Source organism: Inhella inkyongensis (assembly GCF_005952805.1).
Classification (GTDB): Bacteria; Pseudomonadota; Gammaproteobacteria; order Burkholderiales; family Burkholderiaceae_C; genus Inhella; species Inhella inkyongensis.
The window spans coordinates 1666617-1688905 of the sequence record NZ_CP040709.1 but is presented as its reverse complement, the minus strand read 5'-3'; the positions used below and the strand labels follow the sequence as shown (position 1 = coordinate 1688905).

The following is a 22289-nucleotide window of genomic DNA, read 5'->3' as shown; positions in this document are numbered from 1 at the left end:
AGAAATGAAAAAGGGCCTGCGATTTCTCGCAGGCCCTTCAGATGTTGGCGCGGCTGGCAGGATTCGAACCCACGACCCCTTGGTTCGTAGCCAAGTACTCTATCCAACTGAGCTACAGCCGCTCAAGCAAAAGAGCTTGCGCCCTGTGTTGCCTGTCAATACTTCGTTTCTTCTTCTACTTCAATTTCTGGCGCGGCTGGCAGGATTCGAACCCACGACCCCTTGGTTCGTAGCCAAGTACTCTATCCAACTGAGCTACAGCCGCCGAAAGACAAAGAGTATAGAACGAAAATTCAGGTGTTGTCTAGTTAATTCAATCGCGCGGCTTGTTCAAGGCACTCAAGCCGCTGTTCGCTGTCCTCACCCAAAGCGGCCAATTCGGCCAGGCGCACCCAGGCCTGACGCCGCTGAGCCGTGGGCAACTGATCGTCTGCTGCGGCACTGCGCAACACCTGATTGGCCTTGCCCCAGAGCTGCATCTCTGCCAACGCCAAGCCCAGCACCCACGCCAGCGTGGGCTCGCGTCCAAACTGCGTTCGAGCCGCTTCCAGTCGCGGCAGCCAGTCCGGGCCAATGCCCGCCATGGCCGCCCCCAGCGCACGCCCAAGCTCTGCGCGCTCCTCGCCGGAAAAGTCCTTCATTTGCTCCCACAGCGGACGAATCCAGGCGCGCGCCTCCTGGGCGGCACCCCACAGCGCCATCTGCTGTGCAGCCCGCGCCACGACATAGGCATCGCGCCGATCCGCCGCTTCCAGCTGCTGCCATGCGGCGCGCAACTGATCTGGGTCACGGGCTTCGCCCAGCAGGTCAATGGCCAATGAGCGCAGCAGACTCTGCGCCACACCCGGTGCGAAGCCCTGGTGCTTGGCCAACAGGCGCGCGGTGCGCATGGCCTCCAACGGCCTCTTGGCCATGCGAGCGGCCTGCAGGCGCAGGCGCAGGGCCTGTGTGCGCCGCGCGGCTCCGGGTGGCAGGGCGGCGAGATGCTGCAACGCAGCCTCCGCATCCCGATCCTCCAAAGCCCAGGCCACCGCCATCAATCGTGCCGCCTCTTCATGGGCACGAGCCTCGGAATGCGTGCGGCAAAGTTCCAGCGCCAACTCCCACTGCGCCTGCCGCCGCGTTCGGTCCTGCAGTCGATGAGCGGACTCGGCCGCCAGCAAGTGAGCCAGGGCTAGCGCCCCGCCATCACTGCGCAACTCTGGCGTCTTGGCGTTCAGTGCCAGCAGTTTGAGCACAGTCTTCTGAGCCCGCCCATAGCGCGCACTCCAGAGGCTGACCAGGGCTTCACGCAAGAACTGCTGGGCCCCGCGATCACGCTGGCTCAGGCGCCAGGCGCGGGCACGTTCCGGCATGGCAAGCAAAGCCCCCAAGCTCTGCAACAACACAAACACCAAGCCCGCCCCACCCAACACCAGGAGCAGGAAGAGATTGAGCGACAAGTCAACGCGCCACCCGGCCCAGAACACGCTCACCAAGCCGTCGTTGCGACCCAGGGTCAGCGCCGCCACCACCGCAACCGCAAACAGCAGCACCAGCCAAACGATGCCGCGCATCAACGCACCCCCGCCACGGCGGCCAGTGCAGCCAGGCTGTCTTCGGGGCGCGGCAACTGCAAGGGCTTGGCCTGTGCGGCGACTTGACGCAACAACTCCACAGCCAGCTCGGTGCGGCGCTGGCGCCCATCGGCGTAGCGTTCCAGCGTGACCAACGCGGCGCGCAAATCGGCCTGGGCCGCATCAAACTGGCGCGACATCAGGGCCAGCCGCGCGTTCAGCAGACGCAGCTTGAGGTTTTCACGCAGAAAGAAGTTCTGCTCAGGCAGTAGCAAAGCCGCTTCGGGCTTGTCGATTCGGGTCACGCGCAACAAGCCCTTGGCTTCGGCCCAGGCCTCCTGAGCCCGAACGCCGAGCCATTGACGCCAGTGCTCAAACCCGCTGGCCGAGGCCGCAGGGGCACTGGACTTCGGCGCCGCCTCAACCCGCTGCGGACTGCGATGGGGTTCGGACAGCAGCGGAATTTCATCCACCAGCCGCGTCACTTCATCCAGACGGAGCGCCAAGGTGGCGTTGTCCACTGCGCCCACCGCGCGCACCCGGTCCAGATCCCGCAACATGGCGCGCCGCACACCCTCCAGACGCGGCTGCTTGTGTCGCTGCAGCCGCTCATCGCCCTGGCGCAAAGCCACCACCAAGGGCTCCGCACTTCCGAACAACTGGGCCTGCTGACTGGCCAGACGCAGGCTGGCTTCCAAATCGCCAACGATGTTCTCATCACGCGAACGACTCAGGGAAGCAATGAGCTCCTCAAGTTGCCCCCGCTGCACCGTCACCTCGGCCAGGCGTGCCTCAGCTAGCGCCAGTTTGGCGGCCAGGTCGCGCACTTGCTCCTGCGTCTGCTGAGCGGATTGCTTGGCATCTTGCGCCAGCGACTGGCTGTTGGCCTGGCGCCGCACCAGTTCTTGTTCCAGTTCCTGCACGCGCGACAGCGCCTGCCAGCCCAAACCCACGCCGGCCAGGCCCAGCGCCGCCACGGCAGCCGCGCCCAACGCCAGGGGCGTGCTCAGGCGCGCAACTCGGGGCGCGGAGGGGGGGGCTGAACCAGCGGCTTCAAGGGGATGCGACGCTGCGGCCGCGGAGGATTGCAAGAGAGGGTCATCGGCCATGGCCGAGATTCTAGGCAGCCGCCATCCGCGCCCAGGCTTGCGCCACCGCCTCGGGCTCGCTGCGCACCAACTCCACTCGCAGGCCGGCTCGGCGTGCGTGCTCGGCAATACGCGGATGCGTGGCCAGGGCCTGGGCCCCTGAGCGGATCCAGCCACACGCCAGCGCCACATCCAGGCCCTGGCTGCTGGTGAGCAGCCACAGCGGTGCTACGCCCAGCGTCGCGAGTTGCTCTTCAGAGTGAGAGGGCGGCACGCGCAGATACAAATTGAAGGCCTGCAGCTTGGCCCCTTCTTGAAGCAAACGTTCCGCCAGCCAATCCCGGCCCCCCTCGCCTTTGAAGATCAGGACCGTGCGTCCCACCCAGGGGCCAAGCTCTTGGATCAGAGGCCACAGGGCCTCGGAATCAAATTGAGCACTATCTGGCGGCGGACACAGCACCTGCGGCACCCCCCGCTGGCTTAGAGCCAGCGCTGTGCCGGGTCCGACGCAGGCAGCCACGGTTTGCGCCGGCCACTGAGCCCAATCCGAGCCGTCCAGCGCCGCGACCGCACTGGGGCTGACAAAAATGGCCAAGGCCGCCTCCGTCAAGGCCGCCCAGGCCGGGCCGACGGCTTCAGGCAAGGGCTGAATTTCCAACAGCGGCAGGCTGGCGCAAACCACCCCCTGTGCCTCCAGCGCTGCGCGCCAGCGGGCCTGCTGGCCGGCCGGCATGGTCAACACCAGGACCGGGCGCTGCAGACCCGCGGCGCCGCTCACTCGGCAGGCCTGGAGCCTAGATCGCGCAGCCGCTGTGCCGCCGCCGCCCCCAGGGCCTCGGCCGCCTCAGGCGACTGCACCGCACCCTGCAAGCGCGCCCGCAGTAGCGGGTGCGCCAACGCCTCATCGCCCAATGCCGTGTCCAGAACCAGCTGATCGCCCTGCCACACGGCATGCGCAGCCAACGGCATGGAGCAGCTGCCCCCCAGTTGCCGCGACACTTCGCGTTCAGCCAGACAGGCCAGCAAAGTGGGGCGATGGTTGAATCCAGCCAGGCGCTCCACCAACTCGGCGCGATCAGAGCGCACCTCGATGCCCAGAGCCCCTTGGCCGGCGCACGGAATCAAGGTCTGCAGCTCAAAGCGACTGCGAATGCGTTCGCTCAGCCCCAGGCGCATCAAGCCGGCAGCGGCCAGCACGATGGCCTCGAACCCGCCCTCGTCGAGCTTGCGCAGCCGAGTGTCCAAATTGCCGCGCAGGGGCAGGATTTCCAGATCGGGCCGCAAGGCCTTGAGCTGCACCGTGCGACGCAGGCTGGAAGTGCCCACTCGCGCGCCCAGCGGCAGAGCGTCGAGACTCTCGTACTGCGGACTGACCCAAGCGTCACGCGGGTCCTCGCGTTCCATCACACAGGCCAGGGTGAAGCCCTCGGGTAGGGCCATCGGCACGTCCTTGAGGGAATGCACGGCCAGATCGGCTTCGCCGCGCTCCAGCGCCCATTCCAACTCCTTGACGAACAGTCCCTTGCCGCCCACCTTGGACAGACTGCGATCCAAGATCTCATCGCCCCGGGTGCTCAGGGGCACCAGCTCCACGGCCACCCCCCACTCGCGCTCGATCAGCGCTTTGACATGCTCGGCCTGCCACAGGGCCAGGCGGCTTTTGCGCGTGGCAATTCTCAAAATCTCGCTCATGGCGGCATGCTAGCCGTCAGCCGGGCTGGCTTGCGTCCTGACGAAGGATTGCCTGCTCCAAATCAAGACCGTTTGGCCGAGTAACTGAATTACATTGAATCAACAACGCGAGTTACACACCATGCCCCGCCCTGCCCGCCCCTCGAACGCCCCGGACAAAGACCAGCCCTTGCGCGACGACATCCGCCTGCTGGGCCGCTTGTTGGGCGAAGTGATTCGTGATCTGGAGGGCCGCGAGGCCTTTGAGCTGGTGGAGCGCATTCGCCAGCTGTCGGTGGCTTGGCGGCGCGGGCAGGACGCCACGGCAGCGCGGCAATTCGATCGCCTGCTCAAGGGACTGTCGGCCGACCAGGCGGTAATGGTCATCCGCGCCTTCAGCTACTTCAGTCACTTGGCCAATATCGCCGAGGACCGCCACCATGTGCGCCGACGCGAGCACCATGAGCGCGAAGGGCATCTGCAGGCCGGCTCGCTGGCTTACAGCCTGGAGACCCTGCATGCCGCCGGGGTGCGGCCCAGCGAGATTGGCGCGCTGCTGGCGCGCGCGCACATCGCCCCCGTGCTGACGGCGCATCCAACCGAGGTGCAGCGCAAGTCCATCCTGGACGCCGAACGCAGCGTCGCCCAACTGATCCAGCAACGCGACAGCCTGCACAGCGAACGCGAGCGAGCCCGGAACGAAGATCAATTGCGCGCTCGCATCACCCAGCTGTGGCAGACCCGCATGCTGCGCTACTCCAAGTTGACGGTGGGTGACGAGATCGAGAACGCACTGTCCTATTACCCGGCCACCTTCCTGTCCGAGATTCCGCGCCTCTACGCCGAGTTGGAGGCTGCGCTACCGGGCCAGCCGCTGCCGCCTTTCCTGCGCATGGGTCACTGGATCGGTGGCGACCGCGACGGCAACCCCAATGTCGGCGCGGCCACTCTGCGCCACGCCCTCAGCCGGCAAAGCGAGGTCGCCCTGAGGCACTACCTGACCGAGCTGCATGAGCTGGGTGCCGAGCTCTCCATCTCGGCCCGCTTGGCCCAGGTCACCCCCGCCATGCAGGCCTTGGCGGAGCGCAGCCCGGATCGCAATGAGCACCGCCTGGATGAGCCCTATCGGCGCGCCCTCACCGGCATGTACGCCCGCCTGGCCGCGACCCTGCAGGCGCTGACCGGCACCGAAGCCCTGCGCCACGCCGTGGCGCCGCAAAGCCCCTACCTCAGCCCGGCCGATTTGCTGGAAGACTTGCGCGTCATCGAGGCTTCGCTGCGGCACCACCACGCCCAGGCCCTGATTGCCCCACGCCTGCAGCCGCTGATGCGCGCCCTCCATGTGTTCGGCTTTCATCTTGCGACCCTCGATCTGCGCCAGTCCAGCGACCAGCACGAGGCCGTGGTGGCCGAGCTGCTGGCAGCGGCGCGCATCGAAAGCGACTACAGCGCCCTCAGTGAGACGGCCAAGCGCGCCCTGTTGCTGCGCCTGCTGGGCGAGGCCCGCCCCTTGCGTGTGCTGGGCCATGCCTACAGCGAACGCAGCCTGGGCGAGTTGGCCGTCTTCGAGGCCGCACACGAGGCCCTGCAGCGCTACGGCCGCGATGCCATCCGCCACGCCATCATTTCGCACACCGAGTCGGTGAGCGATCTGCTGGAAGTGCTCCTGCTGTGCAAGGAGGTGGGCCTGCTGCGCGGCAGCCTGGGAAGGGATGCGGTCTGCGCCCTCATCGTCTCGCCCTTGTTCGAGACCATTGCCGACCTTCGCGAGGCGCCCGCCATCATGGAGGCCTTCTACGCCCTGCCCGGCATCCCGGAGATGGTGATGGCCAGCGGGGGCGAGCAGGACGTGATGCTGGGCTACTCAGACTCCAACAAGGACGGCGGCGTCTTCACCAGCAACTGGTCACTCTATCGGGCCGAGATCGCGCTGGTTGAGCTCTTTGAGCGACTGCGCCAGCGCCATGGCGGGCCGGTGCTGCGCCTCTTTCACGGTCGGGGTGGCACGGTCGGTCGCGGCGGCGGCCCCAGCTACCAGGCCATCCTGGCCCAGCCCCCGGGCACCGTGAATGGCCAGATCCGGCTCACCGAGCAGGGCGAGGTCATCGCGTCCAAATACGCCAACGCCGAGATTGGTCGACGCAATCTGGAGACCCTGGTGGCCGCCACGCTGGAGGCCAGTCTTCTGCACCCGACCCAGAGCGCGCCCAAGAGCTTTCTGGAAGCGGCCGAGGACTTAAGTGACGCCAGCTTCGCCGCCTATCGTCAGCTGGTGTACGAGAACCCGTGCTTTGCCGACTACTTTTTTGCCGCCACCCCGATCCGCGAGATCGCCGAGCTCAATATCGGCTCCCGCCCTGCCAAACGGCCTGGCAGCGGCGGCGGTCCCAAGGCCATCGAGGGCCTGCGCGCCATCCCCTGGGGCTTCAGCTGGGGCCAGTCGCGCGTGGCGCTGCCGGGCTGGTGCGGCTTCGGCTCGGGCGTGATGAGCTATCTGGGCGCCGCTGACTCGCCCGGCCATGCCAAGCGCCTGGCCCTGCTGCGGCGCATGCACAAGCAGTGGCCCTTCTTCCGCACCCTGCTCTCCAATTTGGACATGGTGCTGGCCAAGAGCGACCTCGATCTGGCCGCACGCTATGTCGAACTGGTCGAGAACAAGAAGCTGGGCCGGCGTGTCTTTGCCGCCATCCGGGCCGAATTTGCGCACACCGAGGAGGCGCTGCGCCTCATCACTGGCGAGGCCCAGCGCCTGGCCGGCAACCCGGCCCTGGCGCGCTCCATCGCCCATCGCTTCCCCTACATCGACCCGCTCAACCACTTGCAGGTCGAGTTGATGCGGCGCTATCGCGCCCTTTCGACCGAGCGCAATGTGGACCCGGAAGTGATGGAGCGCGTGCAGCGCGGCATCCACCTCTCCATCAACGGCATCGCGGCGGGACTTCGCAACACAGGTTAGGGAAGCGCTGAATAAGTTCCTGCGGGGCGCGTTTGCGCGAGAACCGGCCGGATCGTAGGCGGCGCGCAAAGGTCGGGCTGGTGGCCCGACAACCGAGCGCGCCAACGACCGAGCCGGCCGGTTATCGCGCAAACCCTTGCGGGCCATCGACTTTTCGGGCGCTGGCCGGCGTTGCAAGCCTTGCTCAGGCCGCCAGCCTGAGCAAGGCTTACGCCTTGGCCAAGCATCCCGAAAAGTCGCGGCGCGCCCGCAGGGACTTGTTCAGCGCTTCCTTAGGGCGTAAAGAAGCCCAGATCGCGCTGGCTGAAGTTCGCGATATTGGGCACCACCGAGGCCAACTCGCTGTCGGCCACGCCCATCCAGCGTGCCAAGGTCGCGGCCAGTTGATCCACGCTGGTGCTGGGCAGCAATCGGCCCTGGCCCACATCGTCGGGGCCGTTGTTGGCCAGCACTGGCATCTGCCCCCAGAAGCGTTGGCCTTGCACCGCCCCACCCATCACCAGATGGTGGCTGCCCCAGCCATGGTCGCTGCCATCGCCGTTGCTGGTGAGGGTGCGACCGAAGTCGCTGGCGGTGAAGGTGGTGACGCGATCGGCCACCCCCAGCTCCGTCAGCGCCGCCTGGAAGGAGGCCAGTCCGTTGCCCACTTGGGCCAACAGGCCCGGGTGCTGGGCCAGCAGGAAGTCGTGGTTGTCAAAGCCCCCCAGTGACACGAAAAACACCTGACGCTGCGCGCCCAGGCTGCTACGCCCGGCAATCAGGCGCGCCACGATCTGCAACTGGTTGGCCAGGCTGCTGGTGCTGTCAAACACCGTGCTGAAGGGCGCGCTGGTGCCCAGAGCCGCCTTCACGGCCGACTCCGCCGTGATGGAACGGTTGGTGACGCGGCTCAGCTCCGCCTCCATCCAGTGGGTGCGCGGGGCGGTGATCAAACCCCGCAAGGCCTGGGCGCAGGCGCTGGAGCCGTAGAGCGAGGTCTGAATGCCATTCACCGGCACCGCCCCACTCGTGCTGACCTGGTACTGCACCGCCTGCTGGCCGGTCATGAAGACCGCATTGCCGCTGGCGTTGATGCAGGTGAAGGTGCTGGTGGCGTTGGAGCCCAGGAACAGATCGCCGATGGCACCGCCCCAGCCCTTGGTCGAACCTTCGGCGCCACTGCTTTGCCAGACCGACTGCTGGTCGTTGTGGCTGAAGAGCTTGGGCGGCAGCGGCACCGAGCGGTTCTGGTACTGCGTCTTGGTGGTGGGCTGGATCAAGGTGCCCACGTTGAGCAGCCAGCCCAAGCGGCCACTCTCAAACAGGGGCTTGAGCGCGCTCATCTCGGCCGCCATGGCCAGCTGGGTGCCGGCCGCCCCGCTGCCACTCAGCGCCACCCGCGGCGTCAGGGCCGTGGCGGCCAGGGTGTCGCGCGGCGCCACCAACCCGCCGCTGCCGGCCAGGCCGCCGCGCAGCGTGGCAAGGCTGGCATGACCCGCGCTGTCATAGGGCAGCAGGGTCGAGCCGTAGTCGTTGCCCCCAAAGAGAAAGACGCACACCAGGGCCTTGTAGCCGCCGCTGGCATCGGCCGCTGCGGCCTCGCCAATGGCGGCCAGGTTCAAGGCCCAGGGGGCGGCGGCACCCGCCAGACCCAATTGCGCACTGCGGCGCAGGAACTCACGACGGCGCAGCTCGGGGAGTCGATTCAGTTTCATTGCTGCACCAAATAGGCGGGCGCGGCCATCACCAGCAGGATGGCGGCGCGCACGCGGTTGAGTTTGCCGGTATCGGTGGTGGCGCTGATGGATTCCAGCGCAGTCTTCAGGGTCGTCACCGTGTTGCTGTCCAGCGCCCCGGCGGCCAGTCGCAAATTGAGCGAATCCAGCAAGGCTTGCGCGTCGCCAGCCAGGGCCAGCTCAGTCGTGTAATCGGCCGCCACATCGCCACTGCTGATGCCGCTGCTGATAACGCCTTGCATGTAGTTCAGATAGCCCGCGACGGTGCTTTCATTCACCAGCTGAAACTCTGGCGCGGTGATGGCATTGCTGGCGAGCTCGTTGCCCGGCGGCACATAGCCCGGGCGGAAAAAATTGAACACCGAGGGGCTGCGCATCGGGCTCTGACCCAGGCGCGTGCTGGGGCTGCTCAGGTCACCCACCGGCCAGCGTCCGGCCTTGCTGGTGACGCCAAAGCTACGCGCCCATTGCACAAAGCGCTGCACGGGTTCGCGCAGCCGGCCGGCGCTGGGCCCTGGCGCCGCGGGGCGGGCCTCGGGGTCGAGCAGGACCGCACGCAGCACCGCCTTCAGGTCGCCGCGTTGGCCCTGGCCGTTGTTGTTGAACACCGCCGCCACCCGGGCCACATAGGCAGCGCTGGGATGGCTCTGGGTAAAGCGTTGAATCAGCTGCCGGCCGATGAAGGGGCCGACATTGGCATGGTTGAAGAGCAGGTCCAAGGCCTGGCTGAGGGCCTCAGGGCCCCCCAGGCTGGCCGAGATGGTGGTGCCCAACACCGTCTTGTCGCCGGTCGAGAAGTTGCTGGCCACATGCTTCATCGGCTTGGCCGCATAGCCAAAGTCAGCGGCATCCACACGATCGCGGTCCCAACCCGTGAACACGCGGGCCAGTTGCGTGATGTCGGCCTGCGTGTAGCTCTCCAGCGGCTTGCCGTCGCTGCCGGTGCGAATCGTGCCATCCGCATTCAACTGATAGAGCCCGATGGTGAAGAGCTGCATCACCTCGCGGGCGTAGTTCTCGTCAGGGACCCGGCCTGTGCGCGTGTCTTCCTTTTTATTGCCCAGCATGTTCAGGTAGCTGCCCATGGCCACGCTGACGCTGACGTCCTGCAACAGGCTGCGAAAGCTGCCAAAAGCATGCCGCTCCAAGATGTCGGTGTAGTGCGCAATGGCCAGGCCGCGCCAGGTGATGGGCAGACCCAGCATCGACACCACCAGGATCTCGGACAGGGCCAAGGTCATGCGCTGCCGCACCGGATCGGGGCTGCCGATCAGCTTGGCCCAGATCGCGTTGTCCGAGCCGGCGAAGCTGTCGCGATTGGCCTCCACGGCATAGCCATTGGCCACCATCCAGTCGTAGCGGGTGGGCGCCACCGGTGCCAGCGCGAGTTGCTCGTCGAGCCAGCCCGCATAGCCCTTGCTCTGCACGGCCGCAATCTCGGCGGCGGAAGCCGAAAAGCTCGCCTGAGCCAAAAAGCGGGCGGCCTGCGCGGCGGTCGGCGGAGCGGGCGGCGGGGGTGGAGGGGGAGGCGGCGCTGGCGTGGGAGCGGGGCTGTCTCCTCCTCCGCCGCCACAGGCGCTGAGTAGGGCGCTCGCGCCCAAAACCAGCAGGGGCGATCCCTCGCGCGGTGCGCTGTCCAGCAGCGCTTGTGGCGGAAGGGGCGGAGCGATCAGCGTGGTTTCGGCGTCCATGCCCCCAATGTAAAAGCGGCCGCATCCAGCGGCCGCTTCGGGCTTGTAAAGGCATGCAAACCGTTACATCACAGCAAGGGAACTCCGGTCTTACTTTGCACGAATTCACGCGTCACCTCGGGCGCCAGCTCGACGAGCTTCAGGCCCTCGGGCGTCACGTCCATCACGGCCAGGTCGGTGATGATGCGGTTGACCACCCCCTGCCCCGTCAGCGGCAAAGTGCACTTGGGGATGATCTTCAGGTCCTCGCTGCCGTCCTTCTTCTTGGCCACGTGTTCCATCAGCACGATGACGCGCTTGACGCCGGCCACCAGGTCCATGGCGCCGCCCATGCCCTTGACCATCTTGCCGGGGATCATCCAGTTGGCCAGATCACCCGTGCCGGTGACCTGCATGGCACCCAGGATGCTGAGGTTGATCTTGCCGCCGCGAATCATCGCGAAGCTCTCGTGGCTGCCGAAGATGGAGCTGCCGGGCAGGGTCGTCACGGTCTGCTTGCCAGCATTGATCAGGTCGGGGTCGACCTGATCCTCGGTCGGGAAGGGGCCGATGCCGAGCATGCCGTTCTCGCTCTGCAGCCACACCTCTTTGTCGGCCGGCACGTGGTTGGCCACCAGGGTGGGGATGCCGATGCCCAGGTTCACATAGAAGCCGTCCTGCAGCTCCTGGGCGGCGCGCTGCGCCATTTGATCTTGCGTCCAAGCCATGTCAGCCTCCGAAGGGCCGCCCCGAGGCGGCTGAAGCCCCCTTGGGGGGCAGTGAACAAAGTGAGCGTGGGGGCTTCATATCAGCTCCTCACGGTGCGCTTTTCGATGCGCTTTTCGGGGTTGGGGTTGTGCACGATGCGGTGCACATAGATGCCGGGCAGGTGCACATCGTCGGGGGCGATCTCGCCCACCTCGACGATGCGCTCCACCTCCACCACGCAGACCTTGCCGGCCATGGCGGCGGCCGGGTTGAAGTTGCGTGCCGTCAGGTTGAAGCGCAGATTGCCGCTCTTGTCGGCCACATCGGCCTTGATGAGGCTCAGCTCAGGCTGGAGCGCGCGCTCCATCACATAGGTCTGGCCGTCGAACTCGCGCAGCTCCTTGCCCTCGGCCACCAGGGTGCCCACGCCGGTGCGGGTGAAGAAGGCCGGGATGCCCGCGCCGCCGGCGCGCAGCTTCTCGGCCAGGGTGCCCTGGGGCGTGAACTCCAGCTCCAGCTCGCCGGCCAGGTACTGGCGCTCGAACTCCTTGTTCTCGCCCACATAGCTGGAAATCATCTTCTTGATCTGGCGCGTCTCCAGCAGCTTGCCCAGGCCGAAGCCATCGACGCCGGCATTGTTCGAAATCGCGGTGATGTTCTTGACGCCGGAATCCTTCAGCGCCTCGATCAGCGCCTCGGGGATGCCGCACAGGCCAAAGCCGCCCACGGCGATCAGCTGATCGTCGTGCACCAAGCCGGCCAGCGCCGCCTGGGCGCTTGGGTAGATCTTGTTCATGGGGAACCTCGGTTCAGAGGGGCGATAGCGTAACGGATTGCTGCGGTGCAGCAGCCGCATCGGCACGCGACACTGCGGCCCACATTCCGCCATCTCTTGACGGCCCCACCATGTCATCCCTGCAGCCCACCCATCACATCCCCGCCCCCGTCCTGCACGCCGGATTCCTGCGGGCCTTCGAAAACTATGTGGCGGGGCCCGTGCAGGTCGAGCTGGCGCATTGGCCCGCATTGGTGTTGCGCGGAGGCGTGGACCTGAGCCTCGGTCGGGCGGCGCTGGACGAACAGGGCCAGGTACTGGGCTTTGCGCTGGTCGCGCCCCGCCCCCCGCAGCGCAGTTGGCGACTGGCCGCGATGGGCCTGCGGCCCGAAGCGCGCGGTACCGGCCTGGCCGGCGCCTTGCTGACGGACTTTGCCGAACGGGCCCGGGCCGCCGGCATGAGCTCGGTCGAGCTGGAGGTGTTCGAACAAAACCCGTGCGCCAAGACCCTCTACGAGCGTCACGGTTTCAGGCCTCGCTGCCCGCTGATGGGCTATCGGCGCGAACCGGATGCTCGGCCCGCCGCGTGCCCAGTGGCGGCGGATGGCGCAAGTGCCGTTCCGCCGCAGGCCGCCTTGGACTGGCTGGTCCAGGCCGAGATCGACATCGCCGATCTGCCCCTGCAGGTCGGCCCCACCACCGTCGCCGCCCTGCTGGAGCCCTGGACCCCCTGGCGCCTGGGTCAGGCCCAAATGATCGTCAGCGGCGGCGGCGACAAGCCCTGGCAGATCCGCTCGCTGGTCGACCGCTCGCCGGGCCAGCAAGACGCCGAGGCCCTGCTGCGGGCCTGGCTGCCGCGGCAAGGTGCGCAGCCCATCCAGGTCGGCGAGTTGCAGCGCCCCGATTTGGGCGGCGAGGCCCTGCTGCGCTGCGGCTTTGAGCGCACGCCCCTGCACCAATGGCTGATGCGCAAGGATCTCTGACGGGACAATGCCGGGCATGACGCCCGGATTCCGCGTGCTGTCGCTCATCCCGCCGATGACGCAGCTCAACACCCCCTACCCCGCCACCGCCTACCTGACCGGCTTTCTGCGCCGCCAGGGGGTGGACGCCAGCCAAGCCGATCTGGCCCTGGGCCTGGTGCTGCGCCTCTTCAGCACCGAAGGCCTGACCGCACTGCGTGAGGCGGCGGCCCGGGTTCCCAATCCCGGCCCGGCGCTGCAGTTCCATTTGGTTGAAGCCGATCGCATCGCCCAGGTCACGCCCCGGGTGCTGGCCTTTTTGCAGGGCCGCGACCCCACGCTGGCGCACCGCATCAACGGCCGCGCCTACCTGCCCGAGGGGCCGCGCTTCGCGCCGGTGGATGTGGGCATCCCAGGCCAGGAGGACGAGCCCGATCCGCTGTCCTGGGCCTTTGGCACGCTGGGCGCGCAGGACCGCGCCCGCCATCTGGCCACCCTCTTCCTGAACGATTTGGCCGACGCGGTGCGCGAGGCCTTGGACCCGCGCTTCGAGTTCGTGCGCTACGCCGAGAGCCTGGCCATGAGCCAGCCCAGCTTCGAGCCCCTGGCGCAGGCCCTGGCCGCGCCCGCCACGGTCGTCGACCAGATGCTGGAACAGCTGGCCTTGGCGGCCGTGGCCGATAAGGACCCGCAGCTGGTGCTGATCTCCTGCCCCTTCCCAGGTTCGGTGTACGGTGCCTTTCGCATGGCCCAGGCACTCAAGCGCGCCCACCCAAAGCTGCCCATCGCGCTGGGCGGCGGTTATGTGAACACCGAGCTGCGCGAGCTGGCCGAGCCGCGCGTGTTCGACTTCTTTGACTTCGTGACCCTGGATGCCGGCGAGCGCGTGCTGCTGGCCTTGATCGAGCATCTGCAGGGAAAGCGGAGCAAGAGCCGGCTGGTGCGCAGCTTCCTGCGCGAAGAGGGCGCGGTGCGCTACATCGCGGGCTTGGGCGAAGCCGAGGTGCCCTTCGACGAGGTGGGAACCCCCACCTGGGAAGGCCTGCCGCTGAACCAGTACCTGAGCCTCTTGGACATGCTCAACCCCATGCACCGGCTGTGGAGCGACGGGCGCTGGAACAAGCTGACCGTGGCCCTGGGCTGCTACTGGAAGAAGTGCAGCTTTTGCGACGTGGGCCTGGACTACATCGGCCGCTACGAGGCCACCACCGCCGAGGTGCTGGCGGATCGCATCGAGGCCATCGTGGCCGAGACCGGCCAGACCGGCTTTCACTTCGTGGACGAAGCGGCGCCTCCGAAGGTGCTGAAGGCCCTGGCCGACGAGATCGTGCGCCGCCGGCTTTCCATCAGCTGGTGGGGCAATGTGCGCTTCGAGAAGACCTTCACCCCCGCCCTGGCGGAGCGCCTGGCCGAGAGTGGCTGCATCGCCATCAGCGGCGGGCTGGAGGTGGCCTCGGACCGGCTGCTCAAGCTCATGAACAAGGGTGTCAGCGTCGAGCAGGTGGCGCGCGTGACCAAGGCCTTCGCCGACCAGGGCGTGCTGGTCCACGCCTACCTGATGTATGGCTTTCCCACCCAGACCGCACAGGACACGGTGGACGCGCTTGAATACGTGCGCCAGCTCTTCGAGGAAGGCTGCATCCACAGCGGCTTCTTCCACCGCTTTGCCTGCACCGTGCACTCGCCCGTGGGCCAAAACCCCGAGCAGTTCGGCGTGCAACTCATCCCGCTGCCGGCCGGGAATTTCTCCAAGAACGACATCGGTTTCATCGACCCCACGGGGACGGACCACGACCGCCTGGGCCTGGGCCTGAAGCGCGCGCTCTACAACTTCATGCACGGCGTGGGGCTGGACTGGGACACGCGGCGCTGGTTCGAGGAGATCCGGGTCCCGAAACCCACGGTCAAGCGCGGCGCCATCGCCCGCGCACTGCAGCAGGGGTAATCCCGTAAGCGCCCCATCGATTACATACGTAAACTTCAATCGTTTACACAAGTAATCGAACTATGAAACCCAGCATCAGTGAGGCCGAAGCCCAGGTGATGGAGCTGCTGTGGCAGCGCGCACCGCAGTCGGCCGACGACATCGCCGCCGCCCTGGCGGGCCAGCAGGATTGGCAGCTCGCCACCATCAAAACCCTGCTCAACCGCCTGCTCAACAAGGGTGCCATCGCCGCCGACAAGGACGGCCGACGCTACCTTTACCGCCCTTTGCTGGCGCGCGAGGACTGGGTAGGCAGCCAGAGCATCAGCTTGCTCGATCGCCTGTTTGGCGGCCAGCTCGCACCCCTGGTGGCGCAGTTCAGCAGCCAGCGCAAGCTCAGCGCGGCCGATCGCGCGGCCTTGCGCAAACTCTTGGATCAGCAAGACCATGAGTGACACGCTCACCCTGTTGACGTTGGCCTCGAGTGCCACGGTGCTGGCCCTGGCGCTGATGCGCCCCCTCCTGCTGCGCCTCGGTGGTCCGGCGGCGCTTTATGGCGCATGGGGTTCGCTGCCGCTGGTCTTGGCCGTCGTGGCACTGGCCCCTCTACTCCCCGACATGCCGCAGGCACCTGCCGAGCCCCTGCTGGTGCTGCGTGTGGATGAGCTGAGCGCGGCGCCGCGCGCGTGGCTGACCGCCACCCCGGCAGCAGGTATGCCCTGGCTGCCACTATGGGCCACCGGTGTTGCGGCGTTCGCGCTGCTGCTGTTGACGCGCCATGCACGCTTCGCGCGCCAACTGCGCCAGCGTCGCCTGCCGGCCGGCCATAGCCCCGCCTGGGTGGGTTTGTGGCGTGCCCGGCTCTGGCTGCCGGCCGACTTTCGCCATCGCTTTGAACCGGCAGAGCGTCGCTTGATCCTGGCCCACGAACGCGTGCATGCCCAGCGGGCCGACAACCTCTGGAACCTGCTGGCAACCCTGTGGTGGCTGAGCCAATGGTTCAACCCCTTGGCCTGGTGGGCACTGCACCGCCTTCGCGGCGACCAAGAGCTGGCCGCCGATGCCCAGGTCTTGCGACGGCATCCCGACCAAACCGGCCGCTATCTGCGAGCGCTGGCCAAGGCCCAGCCCGGTCTGGATGCCCTGCCCTTCAGCGCCTTCGCCCCCCATCCCCTGATCGAAAGGATTCGCATGCTCAAGTCCCAGCAAGCCCGTGTCGCCCGCCCCTGGATCGCCCTGCTCAGCGCCCTGCTCCTGGGCGGCGCGGCTTGGGCCATGAGCCCGCAACGGGGTGCTCCGGCGGAGCCCGCCAAGACGCAGTCCGCCGCCGCGCCGCAGTTCGTGCTGGAAACCTGGGCCGGTGACCGCCGGCTGGACCAGCAAGTGCTGTCCATTGACCCCAAGACCGGCGCATCGGTCCGCCTCAAGGCCTTCGACGACAGCCAGCCTCTGCTCGTCACGCTGAAGGCCCAGGCGCAGGCCAAGGACAGCCACCGCGTCCAGGCGCATCTGAATCTGGGCTTCCCCACCAACACATCGTCAGAAGGCGAAGGAATCGTGCAGCTGGGTCAGCCGCTTCAACTGGCCATTGACAACCCCAATGAACGCAGCCGAAAGCTCGTCCTGGCCATCCATCGCGCCGCACCGGCACCGATCCTGGACCCCGACCAACGCGGCAGCGTGGCGCTGAGCCTGGTCGCATTTGTGGACGACAAACAGGCCGCTCAGGCTGAGATCAAGCTGCAGCTTGGCGAGGCGCAGACGCTCACGCTGGGCGGGCCGCAATTTGACCTGCTCGGCCAACTGAAGGCCCAGGCCTATTCGGGCGATGGCGTCGGCCTGGCGTTTGAAGGGAGCATCAACGGCCGCAGCATGAAGCCGCGCCTGATCGCCAAGAACGGACAACGCGCCACCCTGGAGTTCAACAGCCCCGAGGATCCCCGCCTGGTGCGCATCGAATTGACGCCCCGCCGCATCACACCCTAAGGATGCAAGCCATCCACCACCGGCCCCGGCACTCCGCCGGATTCGGTGGCGGCACGCTGCAGGCCGGCCAGGATGCCGCAGGCATCCCTGCCACCCTCGCACTGGGTGCGTAGCGCCAGCAGACTTTGCTCCAGCGCCTGCAGCTCCTGGATGCGCGCGCGCACATGGGCCAGGTGCTGGTCCACCAAGGCATCTACATGATGGCTGGCGGGCTGGTCCAAAGCCCTCAGCAGCGCACGCACCTCGTCCAACGACAGCCCGAGCGAGCGGGCATGGCGAATCAAGCGCAGGCGCTGCAGATGCTCCGGGCCGTAGCGGCGGTAATTGGCGGCGCTGCGTGGAGGGGCCGCCATCAGACCCTCGCGTTCGTAGAACCGGATGGTGTCAGCCCCGGTGGCGGCCGCGGCCGCCAATTCACCAATGCGCATGGACTCAAGACCTCAGGAAGCCGAGGCGCCAAGCAGCCCTTCAAGTCCGCTGGGCCGACCCGGGCGCCAAACCCCGGAGTTTCCATGCGCGCGCTGGCCGTGGCGCCAAGCCGCCGCATTGCGCACCGGCAAACGCAACCCTTCGGCCAAGGCATTGGCCCAATGCCGCGCCACCACCGGGGTGGCCACGCTGGAGCCCGCCATGCGCATCCATTGGCCTGACAGCGGCCCAGCGGCCAGCAGACCTGGCGCGAAGACCGATTCATCAGCCGCACCCAGGGCCTGAACTTCGGCCGCGTGTGGGCTGCGCGCCGCGTAAACGCTGGGCCGTCCCTCATCGGCCGTGGCCGCACCCACCACCAGCGGCAGTCCGCCAGTGGCCAGAGCATTCAGGCTGCCGCCGGCCTCCAGGCCCAGGCCGATGGCGGCCTCCAGATAGGACTGCACCGGCGCCCCAAGATGCAGCCGCGGCTGGTCGCCCTGCACCCAGGCATCAAGTCGCAACTCAGCGCTGGAGCCAGCCAGCGCCAGTTCGATCCACCACGGGCCCGCCGGTACGCCGCCGCGCGCACCCAGCACCGGCGCCAAGGCCAGCAGCGCCCGGCCGCGCAGGCCCAAGCCGGGCTCGGCCCAGGCGCACGCCAGGGGTCGGCTGCCAGCGGCCCAGGTCTGCACCTGGCCCGGCGCCAACCAGGCCGAAGGCTCGGACCCCGGCGGGCAGACGCGCCAGCGCAGGGCCTGGGCGGCCTCTCGGCTGGGGGCGCGCCACCACAGCTCCAGAAAGCTGTCGCTGGGATCCTGGGGCTGCAGCCGCCAAGCCAGCCGGGCCGGCGCCTCAACGCTGTGCTGCGAGCTCAGGCGGCCGCTGGCATTCATGGCCTGCGCGCTGCGATTGCCGGCCGCCATCAGCACCAGCAGTTGGGGATGCATGCGCATCATGTCGTCGATGGCCCGCTCAATGGCCATCGTCCCGTCATGCGGACCGGCCTGCACCCCCAGGCTCAGATTGATCAGCACCGGGGCTCTGGGCGCCAGGGCCTGGGCCTGCTGCAACACGAATTCCATCGCGTCCAACAGCTGCGCCAGCGACGCCGTGCCGGTGCTCTGTCGCGCCGGCGTGGCCGGCACCGAAACCAGCACCAGGGCAGCCCGGGCGGCGTGATCCAACCGGGCGGGCTTGGCCGCCGCCGCAGCCGGCATTGGCGCCGGCAGCCCGGCCAGGGTATCGAGCACATGGGTGGCATGGTCGGGGCGGCCGGCCGTGGCGGCCTCGACCAGATCCATCAGCCCGAGTTCTCGGTAGCAATTCAACTCGCTACGCGCGTCGGGGCTCTGCGCATAAAGGCGATTCAGGGTTTCACCATCCAGCACCCGGCCATAGCCTGCAGGCGCCGCACGCCAGTCAGCGCCGGTCGGTGCCTCGGACTGATCCCAGAAGGATCGCAACCGTGTCTGGCCGGGCCGATCCGGATCGCCAAAACAGCGCTGCAGCGGCGCGCCGCCTTGGTCGATCACGCCGATCACCAGGTCTGGAGCCGCCTCATTGAAAGCAGGCAAGGCCTGCGGCGCATAGGGCTGCAGGGGCTGCGCCAGCTCCACCCACTCGAACTGCGCCATCACGGCGGGCAGGTCCCCCACCGGGCAATCCAGGCTCGCGTGCAGGGCGCCCTGCTTCGCGGGTGGGCGCAGGCGCGCAGCACTGGGCAGGCTTTTTTGCAGCTGCGCCCAGTTGTCGCCCGAGCGCCGGCGCACCAGGAAGCTCAAATGCGTTCCCGGCCCCAAACTCAGCCCTGTCCACTCACAGGCCTGAGCCCACTGCAGATAGGGGTCGCCGGGGCGCGCTTCTTGGGGCGCCAGCCATTGAGGGCGACTCATCGCCATTCAGCGCAGGCCAGACGCCAGAGCTCGGCATGGTCGGGCATGGGGTTGGCTGGCACGGAATCGGACTCGACCGCACAGAGCCTATGGGCCAGGGGCGACTGGCCCTCCTGCGGTGCCCCTTGCTCGGGCTGCGCCAGCTCAGCCTGCCAATCCCCTTCGCTGCCGAAGCGGGTTTGCTGCACAGGCTGGCGCTCCAACACCGCCAGCCAATGGCGAAACAGGGTCTCGCCCAGCAGGCGCCCAGCCACGTTGTCGATCGGGTAATGCAGGCCCGCCACCACCCGGTTCTCGGCAATGCGCAATGCCAATCGCTCCAGCATGGCTTGTTCTTCGGGCCGAGCACCGGACAGGCCCAACCAATGCCCCAGCAGGGCCGCCACCAGATGTGATTCCCCCCCATGGCCACTGGGCAGGCTGCCATGCCCGGGCACATCGAGAAACGGGATCAGCCGCGGCTGCAAGCGATGCGGGCGCGGGCAGGCCAGCATTTGCTTCAGACGCATCTGAACAGACTGCAGTTGCGCCAGGGCCAGGGCCAGGAATTCCTGAGAATGCGGGCGCTGCCCGGGGCCCCACTGCAGCAGGGCAAAGAAATACTCGATGGCGGCGTCGGCCTGGGCCTGCAGTTCATAGGCCCGGCTCTCGCGCAATGGCAGCTGGGCATCGACCAGCGCGATCTGGGCGCGGAAATAGGCCTGCGGTGGGCGATAGAGTTTGCACAGCGACCGCCACTCCAATCGACCAGCAACTTCGACCAGGCGCTCGACCCAGGCACAACCCAGCTTCTCGTCGCTGCGCACGCGCAGCCCGCCCAGGGATTCGAGCAGCAAGGACTGGGCGCGCGCCGAACCCGCCCACTGCATCAGATTGGCAGTGCCAACCAGGGGCACCTCGACGCTGCGTGGCCCCTGCCCCAGATCCTGCACCAGACTGCCGCGCAACGCGGCGAGGTCGATGCTCGCGCCCGAGCCTTCGGCATCACGAGGCCAAAGGCTAGCGCGCGGCCAAAGGCTGGCGCGCGGCCATAAGCTGGCCCTGGGCCACAAACTGGCCCTGGGCCAAAGGCTGGCCAGGCTTTGCAAAGCTCCAGATTCAGACATCGATGCCTCCTCTTCGTGCGGTCAGCGACCGCTGCCCTTCACTCCGGCAACCCTGCGGCACGCAAGGCGCCCACGAAAGCCTGCATATGCCCGCAATCACGGCCCGGATAGGCCGCTTGAAATCGTGCCACGCTGTATTGCGGCCACAGGCGCAACAGACGACGCGCGGCATCGCCGGCTTCATCCAAACGCCCCAGCAGGCCCAAAGCCAGCACCAGATTGGCCAGTGAGGGTGCATGCTGGGCGCGCAACTGCAACGCCTGCTGCACCAAATCCAGCGCCTCATCGACATGTCCCGAGGCCAGGCGCACATGGGCAGCGATGTCCAGGAATAGGTAGCGCCAGGGATCCAAAGGCGACAGGGCCAATGCCACAGTGACGCGTTCGCGCGCCAGCGCCAGTTCACCTTCAAAAACTGACTGCAAAGCACCAAACAACCACCCCAGTGCCTCACTAGGGTTGGCGGCCAGCGCCAGTGCCTGCCATCGTGCTGCCGCTGCCAAGTCTTCGCCCACCATATTGGCCACATAACCTCGCAGGGTCAGAGCCAAGGCGCAATGCGGATCCAGGGCCAGCGCCCGTTCGCAGTCCTGCTGCGCTCGCAGCGCTGCGTGGGCTACGGGCTGATACCCCTGAACACAAGCCATGACGTGCCACTTCGCCGACCAAGCCCAGACCATGGCGGCGTCAATCTGCCGTTGCAGCAGGGCATCCAGCAACATCCGTGAACGGTCCAAGGCATCCGGCGACAGTCGATGCATCCACTGCGAGGCCGCACTCAACAGTTGGAAATGCGCCAGCTCGCCCCATTGGGCGCCGCGACTGGGTTCTAACGAGGCATTGGCCAACACCGCATGCACATGGGCCGCAGCGCGGCTCAGGGGCTCGCATTCACCCAGCAGCAGGTCTTCCACATGCAACTGCAGGCGCTCGCTCCAGCAGGGCTGGGCCGAGCCGCGCGCACTCAGCTGCAAGTCGACGTTCAAGGCTCCTCCCACGCCCAGGCTGCCGCGCCCGCTCAGTACATGACTGGCACCCAGGGCGTCAAAGGCATCCTGCACGGCGCTGCGGCCGTCGCGCAGACGCTGCGTGCTGTCGGGCGACAACACCCGCAGCAGGGCCGAACGCGACAGCGCCACATAGAGCAGATCGGCCACCAACGCGCCCACCAAGGCGCGCCGCGAATCCAGCCCGCCGATCTGTGGCGGCAACACCGCCAATACGCCCTGCAAGGATGGCGCGCAGCTGGGTGCAGGGGCAGGCGCCTGCAGCGGCAGCGCAAACACACGCAAATTGAGCCCCTCGGCCAGGCGACCCAAATCGACACTGCCCAGGCTCCAATCGCGCGGGTGTCCATCCAATACCTCGGCCTCAAGACCGATCCGCCCGACCCCTGCGGCATCAGCGGCCATATGGGCACGCCGCAGCTCCTCGGGTTTGGGCGAGCGGGCATCGTGCACGCCCGCCACACCGATGCGAAATCGCAGGTCGGAATCGGGGTGCAAGGCCTGACCCAAACGCTGCGCGGCCTCAATCAAGGCCTGGCCAGGCTGCGCGGTGAGTCCAAGCTGATACTCGTTGGCCGGAAGCTCCAGGACCTTGGGGGGCGAGTCAAGCAGCTGCTGCAACAGCTCGGCCGCGCGCTGCATCTGCAGCTGCACCTTCAGGGGCGGCGCAGCGTGGCGGATGTCGGCCTCCAACACCAGCACGGCGCCCTGCGACTGCCAAGTGGCCGTGTCCTCAACCGCCTGATCAAGCTCCTGATCGACCGCCATGTCCACCCCTCGCAACGGCGCGCCGCGCAGGGCCAGCCCTGGGCGCGGGGCTAGCCTACTCCAATCACCTGGCGCCGCTGCCAGGGTTTTGCAT

At 67.4% G+C, this 22289-nt stretch carries 17 protein-coding genes and 2 tRNA genes; 5 read left to right on the top strand and 14 right to left on the bottom strand.

Going from position 1 to position 22289, the window contains the following annotated elements; all coding sequences use genetic code 11:
- Nucleotides 1-45 precede the first annotated feature (45 nt).
- The 6 genes from FF090_RS08195 to hemC all read right to left on the bottom strand — a co-directional run bounded on the left by FF090_RS08195 (nucleotide 46) and on the right by hemC (nucleotide 4336).
- Nucleotides 46-122, bottom strand: a tRNA-Arg gene (locus tag FF090_RS08195).
- 66 nt (nucleotides 123-188) lie between these two features.
- Nucleotides 189-265: transfer RNA gene (locus FF090_RS08190), tRNA-Arg, on the bottom strand.
- A gap of 43 nt (nucleotides 266-308) precedes the next feature.
- Nucleotides 309-1556 (bottom strand): heme biosynthesis HemY N-terminal domain-containing protein, encoded by a 1248-nt coding sequence (locus FF090_RS08185; RefSeq protein ID WP_138856256.1) that lies wholly within the window; start codon nucleotides 1554-1556, stop codon nucleotides 309-311.
- Nucleotides 1556-2665 (bottom strand): uroporphyrinogen-III C-methyltransferase, encoded by a 1110-nt coding sequence (locus tag FF090_RS08180; RefSeq protein WP_138856255.1) that lies wholly within the window; start codon nucleotides 2663-2665, stop codon nucleotides 1556-1558. The genes FF090_RS08185 and FF090_RS08180 overlap by 1 nt, the downstream gene beginning before the upstream one ends.
- A gap of 10 nt (nucleotides 2666-2675) precedes the next feature.
- Entirely contained in the window at nucleotides 2676-3422 is a 747-nt protein-coding gene (locus tag FF090_RS08175; protein ID WP_138856254.1) for a uroporphyrinogen-III synthase, read from the bottom strand.
- Entirely contained in the window at nucleotides 3419-4336 is a 918-nt protein-coding gene (gene hemC, locus FF090_RS08170; protein WP_138856253.1) for a hydroxymethylbilane synthase, read from the bottom strand. The genes FF090_RS08175 and hemC overlap by 4 nt, the downstream gene beginning before the upstream one ends.
- Before the next feature lie 121 nt (nucleotides 4337-4457).
- Here hemC and ppc point away from each other — a divergent pair, with 121 nt between their 5' ends.
- Nucleotides 4458-7271 carry a phosphoenolpyruvate carboxylase gene (gene ppc, locus FF090_RS08165; RefSeq protein ID WP_138856252.1) on the top strand — a complete coding sequence of 938 codons (2814 nt, stop codon included), beginning with the start codon at nucleotides 4458-4460 and terminating at the stop codon, nucleotides 7269-7271.
- A gap of 272 nt (nucleotides 7272-7543) precedes the next feature.
- On the opposite strand, the gene FF090_RS08160 is transcribed toward ppc, so the two are convergent.
- From FF090_RS08160 to FF090_RS08145, 4 genes are all read right to left on the bottom strand, one after another.
- The gene (locus FF090_RS08160) at nucleotides 7544-8965 is read right to left on the bottom strand and encodes a DUF1501 domain-containing protein (RefSeq protein ID WP_138856251.1); all 1422 of its coding nucleotides are present in this window, start codon (nucleotides 8963-8965) and stop codon (nucleotides 7544-7546) included.
- The gene (locus FF090_RS08155; protein WP_138856250.1) at nucleotides 8962-10677 is read right to left on the bottom strand and encodes a DUF1800 domain-containing protein; all 1716 of its coding nucleotides are present in this window, start codon (nucleotides 10675-10677) and stop codon (nucleotides 8962-8964) included. Before FF090_RS08155 ends, FF090_RS08160 begins: the two co-directional genes overlap by 4 nt.
- Nucleotides 10678-10745: 68 nt before the next feature.
- Nucleotides 10746-11384 (bottom strand): CoA transferase subunit B, encoded by a 639-nt coding sequence (locus tag FF090_RS08150; RefSeq protein ID WP_138856249.1) that lies wholly within the window; start codon nucleotides 11382-11384, stop codon nucleotides 10746-10748.
- A gap of 80 nt (nucleotides 11385-11464) precedes the next feature.
- Nucleotides 11465-12160, bottom strand: coding sequence for a CoA transferase subunit A (locus FF090_RS08145; protein ID WP_138856248.1), 696 nt, complete (start codon nucleotides 12158-12160; stop codon nucleotides 11465-11467).
- Nucleotides 12161-12270: 110 nt separating this feature from the next.
- Between FF090_RS08145 and FF090_RS08140 the strand changes: the two genes are divergently transcribed.
- From FF090_RS08140 to FF090_RS08125, 4 genes are all read left to right on the top strand, one after another.
- Complete coding sequence (locus tag FF090_RS08140; protein ID WP_138856247.1) at nucleotides 12271-13122, top strand: GNAT family N-acetyltransferase; 852 nt, start codon at nucleotides 12271-12273, stop codon at nucleotides 13120-13122.
- A 7-nt stretch (nucleotides 13123-13129) separates the two neighbouring features.
- Nucleotides 13130-15046, top strand: a complete 1917-nt coding sequence (locus FF090_RS08135; RefSeq protein WP_217503029.1) for a B12-binding domain-containing radical SAM protein — start codon at nucleotides 13130-13132, stop codon at nucleotides 15044-15046.
- Nucleotides 15047-15108: 62 nt separating this feature from the next.
- Nucleotides 15109-15480 carry a BlaI/MecI/CopY family transcriptional regulator gene (locus FF090_RS08130; RefSeq protein WP_138856246.1) on the top strand — a complete coding sequence of 124 codons (372 nt, stop codon included), beginning with the start codon at nucleotides 15109-15111 and terminating at the stop codon, nucleotides 15478-15480.
- Entirely contained in the window at nucleotides 15473-17011 is a 1539-nt protein-coding gene (locus FF090_RS08125; protein ID WP_138856245.1) for a M56 family metallopeptidase, read from the top strand. Before FF090_RS08130 ends, FF090_RS08125 begins: the two co-directional genes overlap by 8 nt.
- Here the strand turns inward: FF090_RS08125 and FF090_RS08120 are convergent.
- The 4 genes from FF090_RS08120 to FF090_RS08105 are packed head-to-tail and all read right to left on the bottom strand — an operon-like array spanning nucleotide 17008 to nucleotide 22195.
- The gene (locus tag FF090_RS08120; RefSeq protein WP_138856244.1) at nucleotides 17008-17439 is read right to left on the bottom strand and encodes a MerR family transcriptional regulator; all 432 of its coding nucleotides are present in this window, start codon (nucleotides 17437-17439) and stop codon (nucleotides 17008-17010) included. The genes FF090_RS08125 and FF090_RS08120 overlap by 4 nt on opposite strands.
- Nucleotides 17440-17451: 12 nt before the next feature.
- Nucleotides 17452-19314, bottom strand: a complete 1863-nt coding sequence (locus FF090_RS08115) for a S8/S53 family peptidase (RefSeq protein WP_175423578.1) — start codon at nucleotides 19312-19314, stop codon at nucleotides 17452-17454.
- On the bottom strand, nucleotides 19311-20420 hold the full coding sequence (locus tag FF090_RS08110; protein WP_138856242.1) for a phosphatase PAP2 family protein: 1110 nt from the start codon (nucleotides 20418-20420) through the stop codon (nucleotides 19311-19313). Before FF090_RS08110 ends, FF090_RS08115 begins: the two co-directional genes overlap by 4 nt.
- A 38-nt stretch (nucleotides 20421-20458) precedes the next feature.
- Complete coding sequence (locus tag FF090_RS08105) at nucleotides 20459-22195, bottom strand: hypothetical protein (protein ID WP_138856241.1); 1737 nt, start codon at nucleotides 22193-22195, stop codon at nucleotides 20459-20461.
- Between the last annotated feature and the right edge of the window lie 94 nt (nucleotides 22196-22289).

Excerpts from the sequence above, each read along its gene's own strand:
- FF090_RS08185 (WP_138856256.1), bottom strand. The coding sequence starts at position 1,556 with ATGCGCGGCATCGTTTGGCTGGTGCTGCTGTTTGCGGTTGCGGTGGTG.
- FF090_RS08180 (WP_138856255.1), bottom strand. The coding sequence starts at position 2,665 with ATGGCCGATGACCCTCTCTTGCAATCCTCCGCGGCCGCAGCGTCGCAT.
- hemC (WP_138856253.1), bottom strand. The coding sequence starts at position 4,336 with ATGAGCGAGATTTTGAGAATTGCCACGCGCAAAAGCCGCCTGGCCCTG.
- ppc (WP_138856252.1), top strand. The coding sequence starts at position 4,458 with ATGCCCCGCCCTGCCCGCCCCTCGAACGCCCCGGACAAAGACCAGCCC.
- FF090_RS08160 (WP_138856251.1), bottom strand. The coding sequence starts at position 8,965 with ATGAAACTGAATCGACTCCCCGAGCTGCGCCGTCGTGAGTTCCTGCGC.
- FF090_RS08155 (WP_138856250.1), bottom strand. The coding sequence starts at position 10,677 with ATGGACGCCGAAACCACGCTGATCGCTCCGCCCCTTCCGCCACAAGCG.
- FF090_RS08150 (WP_138856249.1), bottom strand. The coding sequence starts at position 11,384 with ATGGCTTGGACGCAAGATCAAATGGCGCAGCGCGCCGCCCAGGAGCTG.
- FF090_RS08145 (WP_138856248.1), bottom strand. The coding sequence starts at position 12,160 with ATGAACAAGATCTACCCAAGCGCCCAGGCGGCGCTGGCCGGCTTGGTG.
- FF090_RS08140 (WP_138856247.1), top strand. The coding sequence starts at position 12,271 with ATGTCATCCCTGCAGCCCACCCATCACATCCCCGCCCCCGTCCTGCAC.
- FF090_RS08135 (WP_217503029.1), top strand. The coding sequence starts at position 13,130 with ATGCCGGGCATGACGCCCGGATTCCGCGTGCTGTCGCTCATCCCGCCG.
- FF090_RS08130 (WP_138856246.1), top strand. The coding sequence starts at position 15,109 with ATGAAACCCAGCATCAGTGAGGCCGAAGCCCAGGTGATGGAGCTGCTG.
- FF090_RS08125 (WP_138856245.1), top strand. The coding sequence starts at position 15,473 with ATGAGTGACACGCTCACCCTGTTGACGTTGGCCTCGAGTGCCACGGTG.
- FF090_RS08120 (WP_138856244.1), bottom strand. The coding sequence starts at position 17,439 with ATGCGCATTGGTGAATTGGCGGCCGCGGCCGCCACCGGGGCTGACACC.
- FF090_RS08115 (WP_175423578.1), bottom strand. The coding sequence starts at position 19,314 with ATGAGTCGCCCTCAATGGCTGGCGCCCCAAGAAGCGCGCCCCGGCGAC.
- FF090_RS08110 (WP_138856242.1), bottom strand. The coding sequence starts at position 20,420 with ATGTCTGAATCTGGAGCTTTGCAAAGCCTGGCCAGCCTTTGGCCCAGG.
- FF090_RS08105 (WP_138856241.1), bottom strand. The coding sequence starts at position 22,195 with ATGGCGGTCGATCAGGAGCTTGATCAGGCGGTTGAGGACACGGCCACT.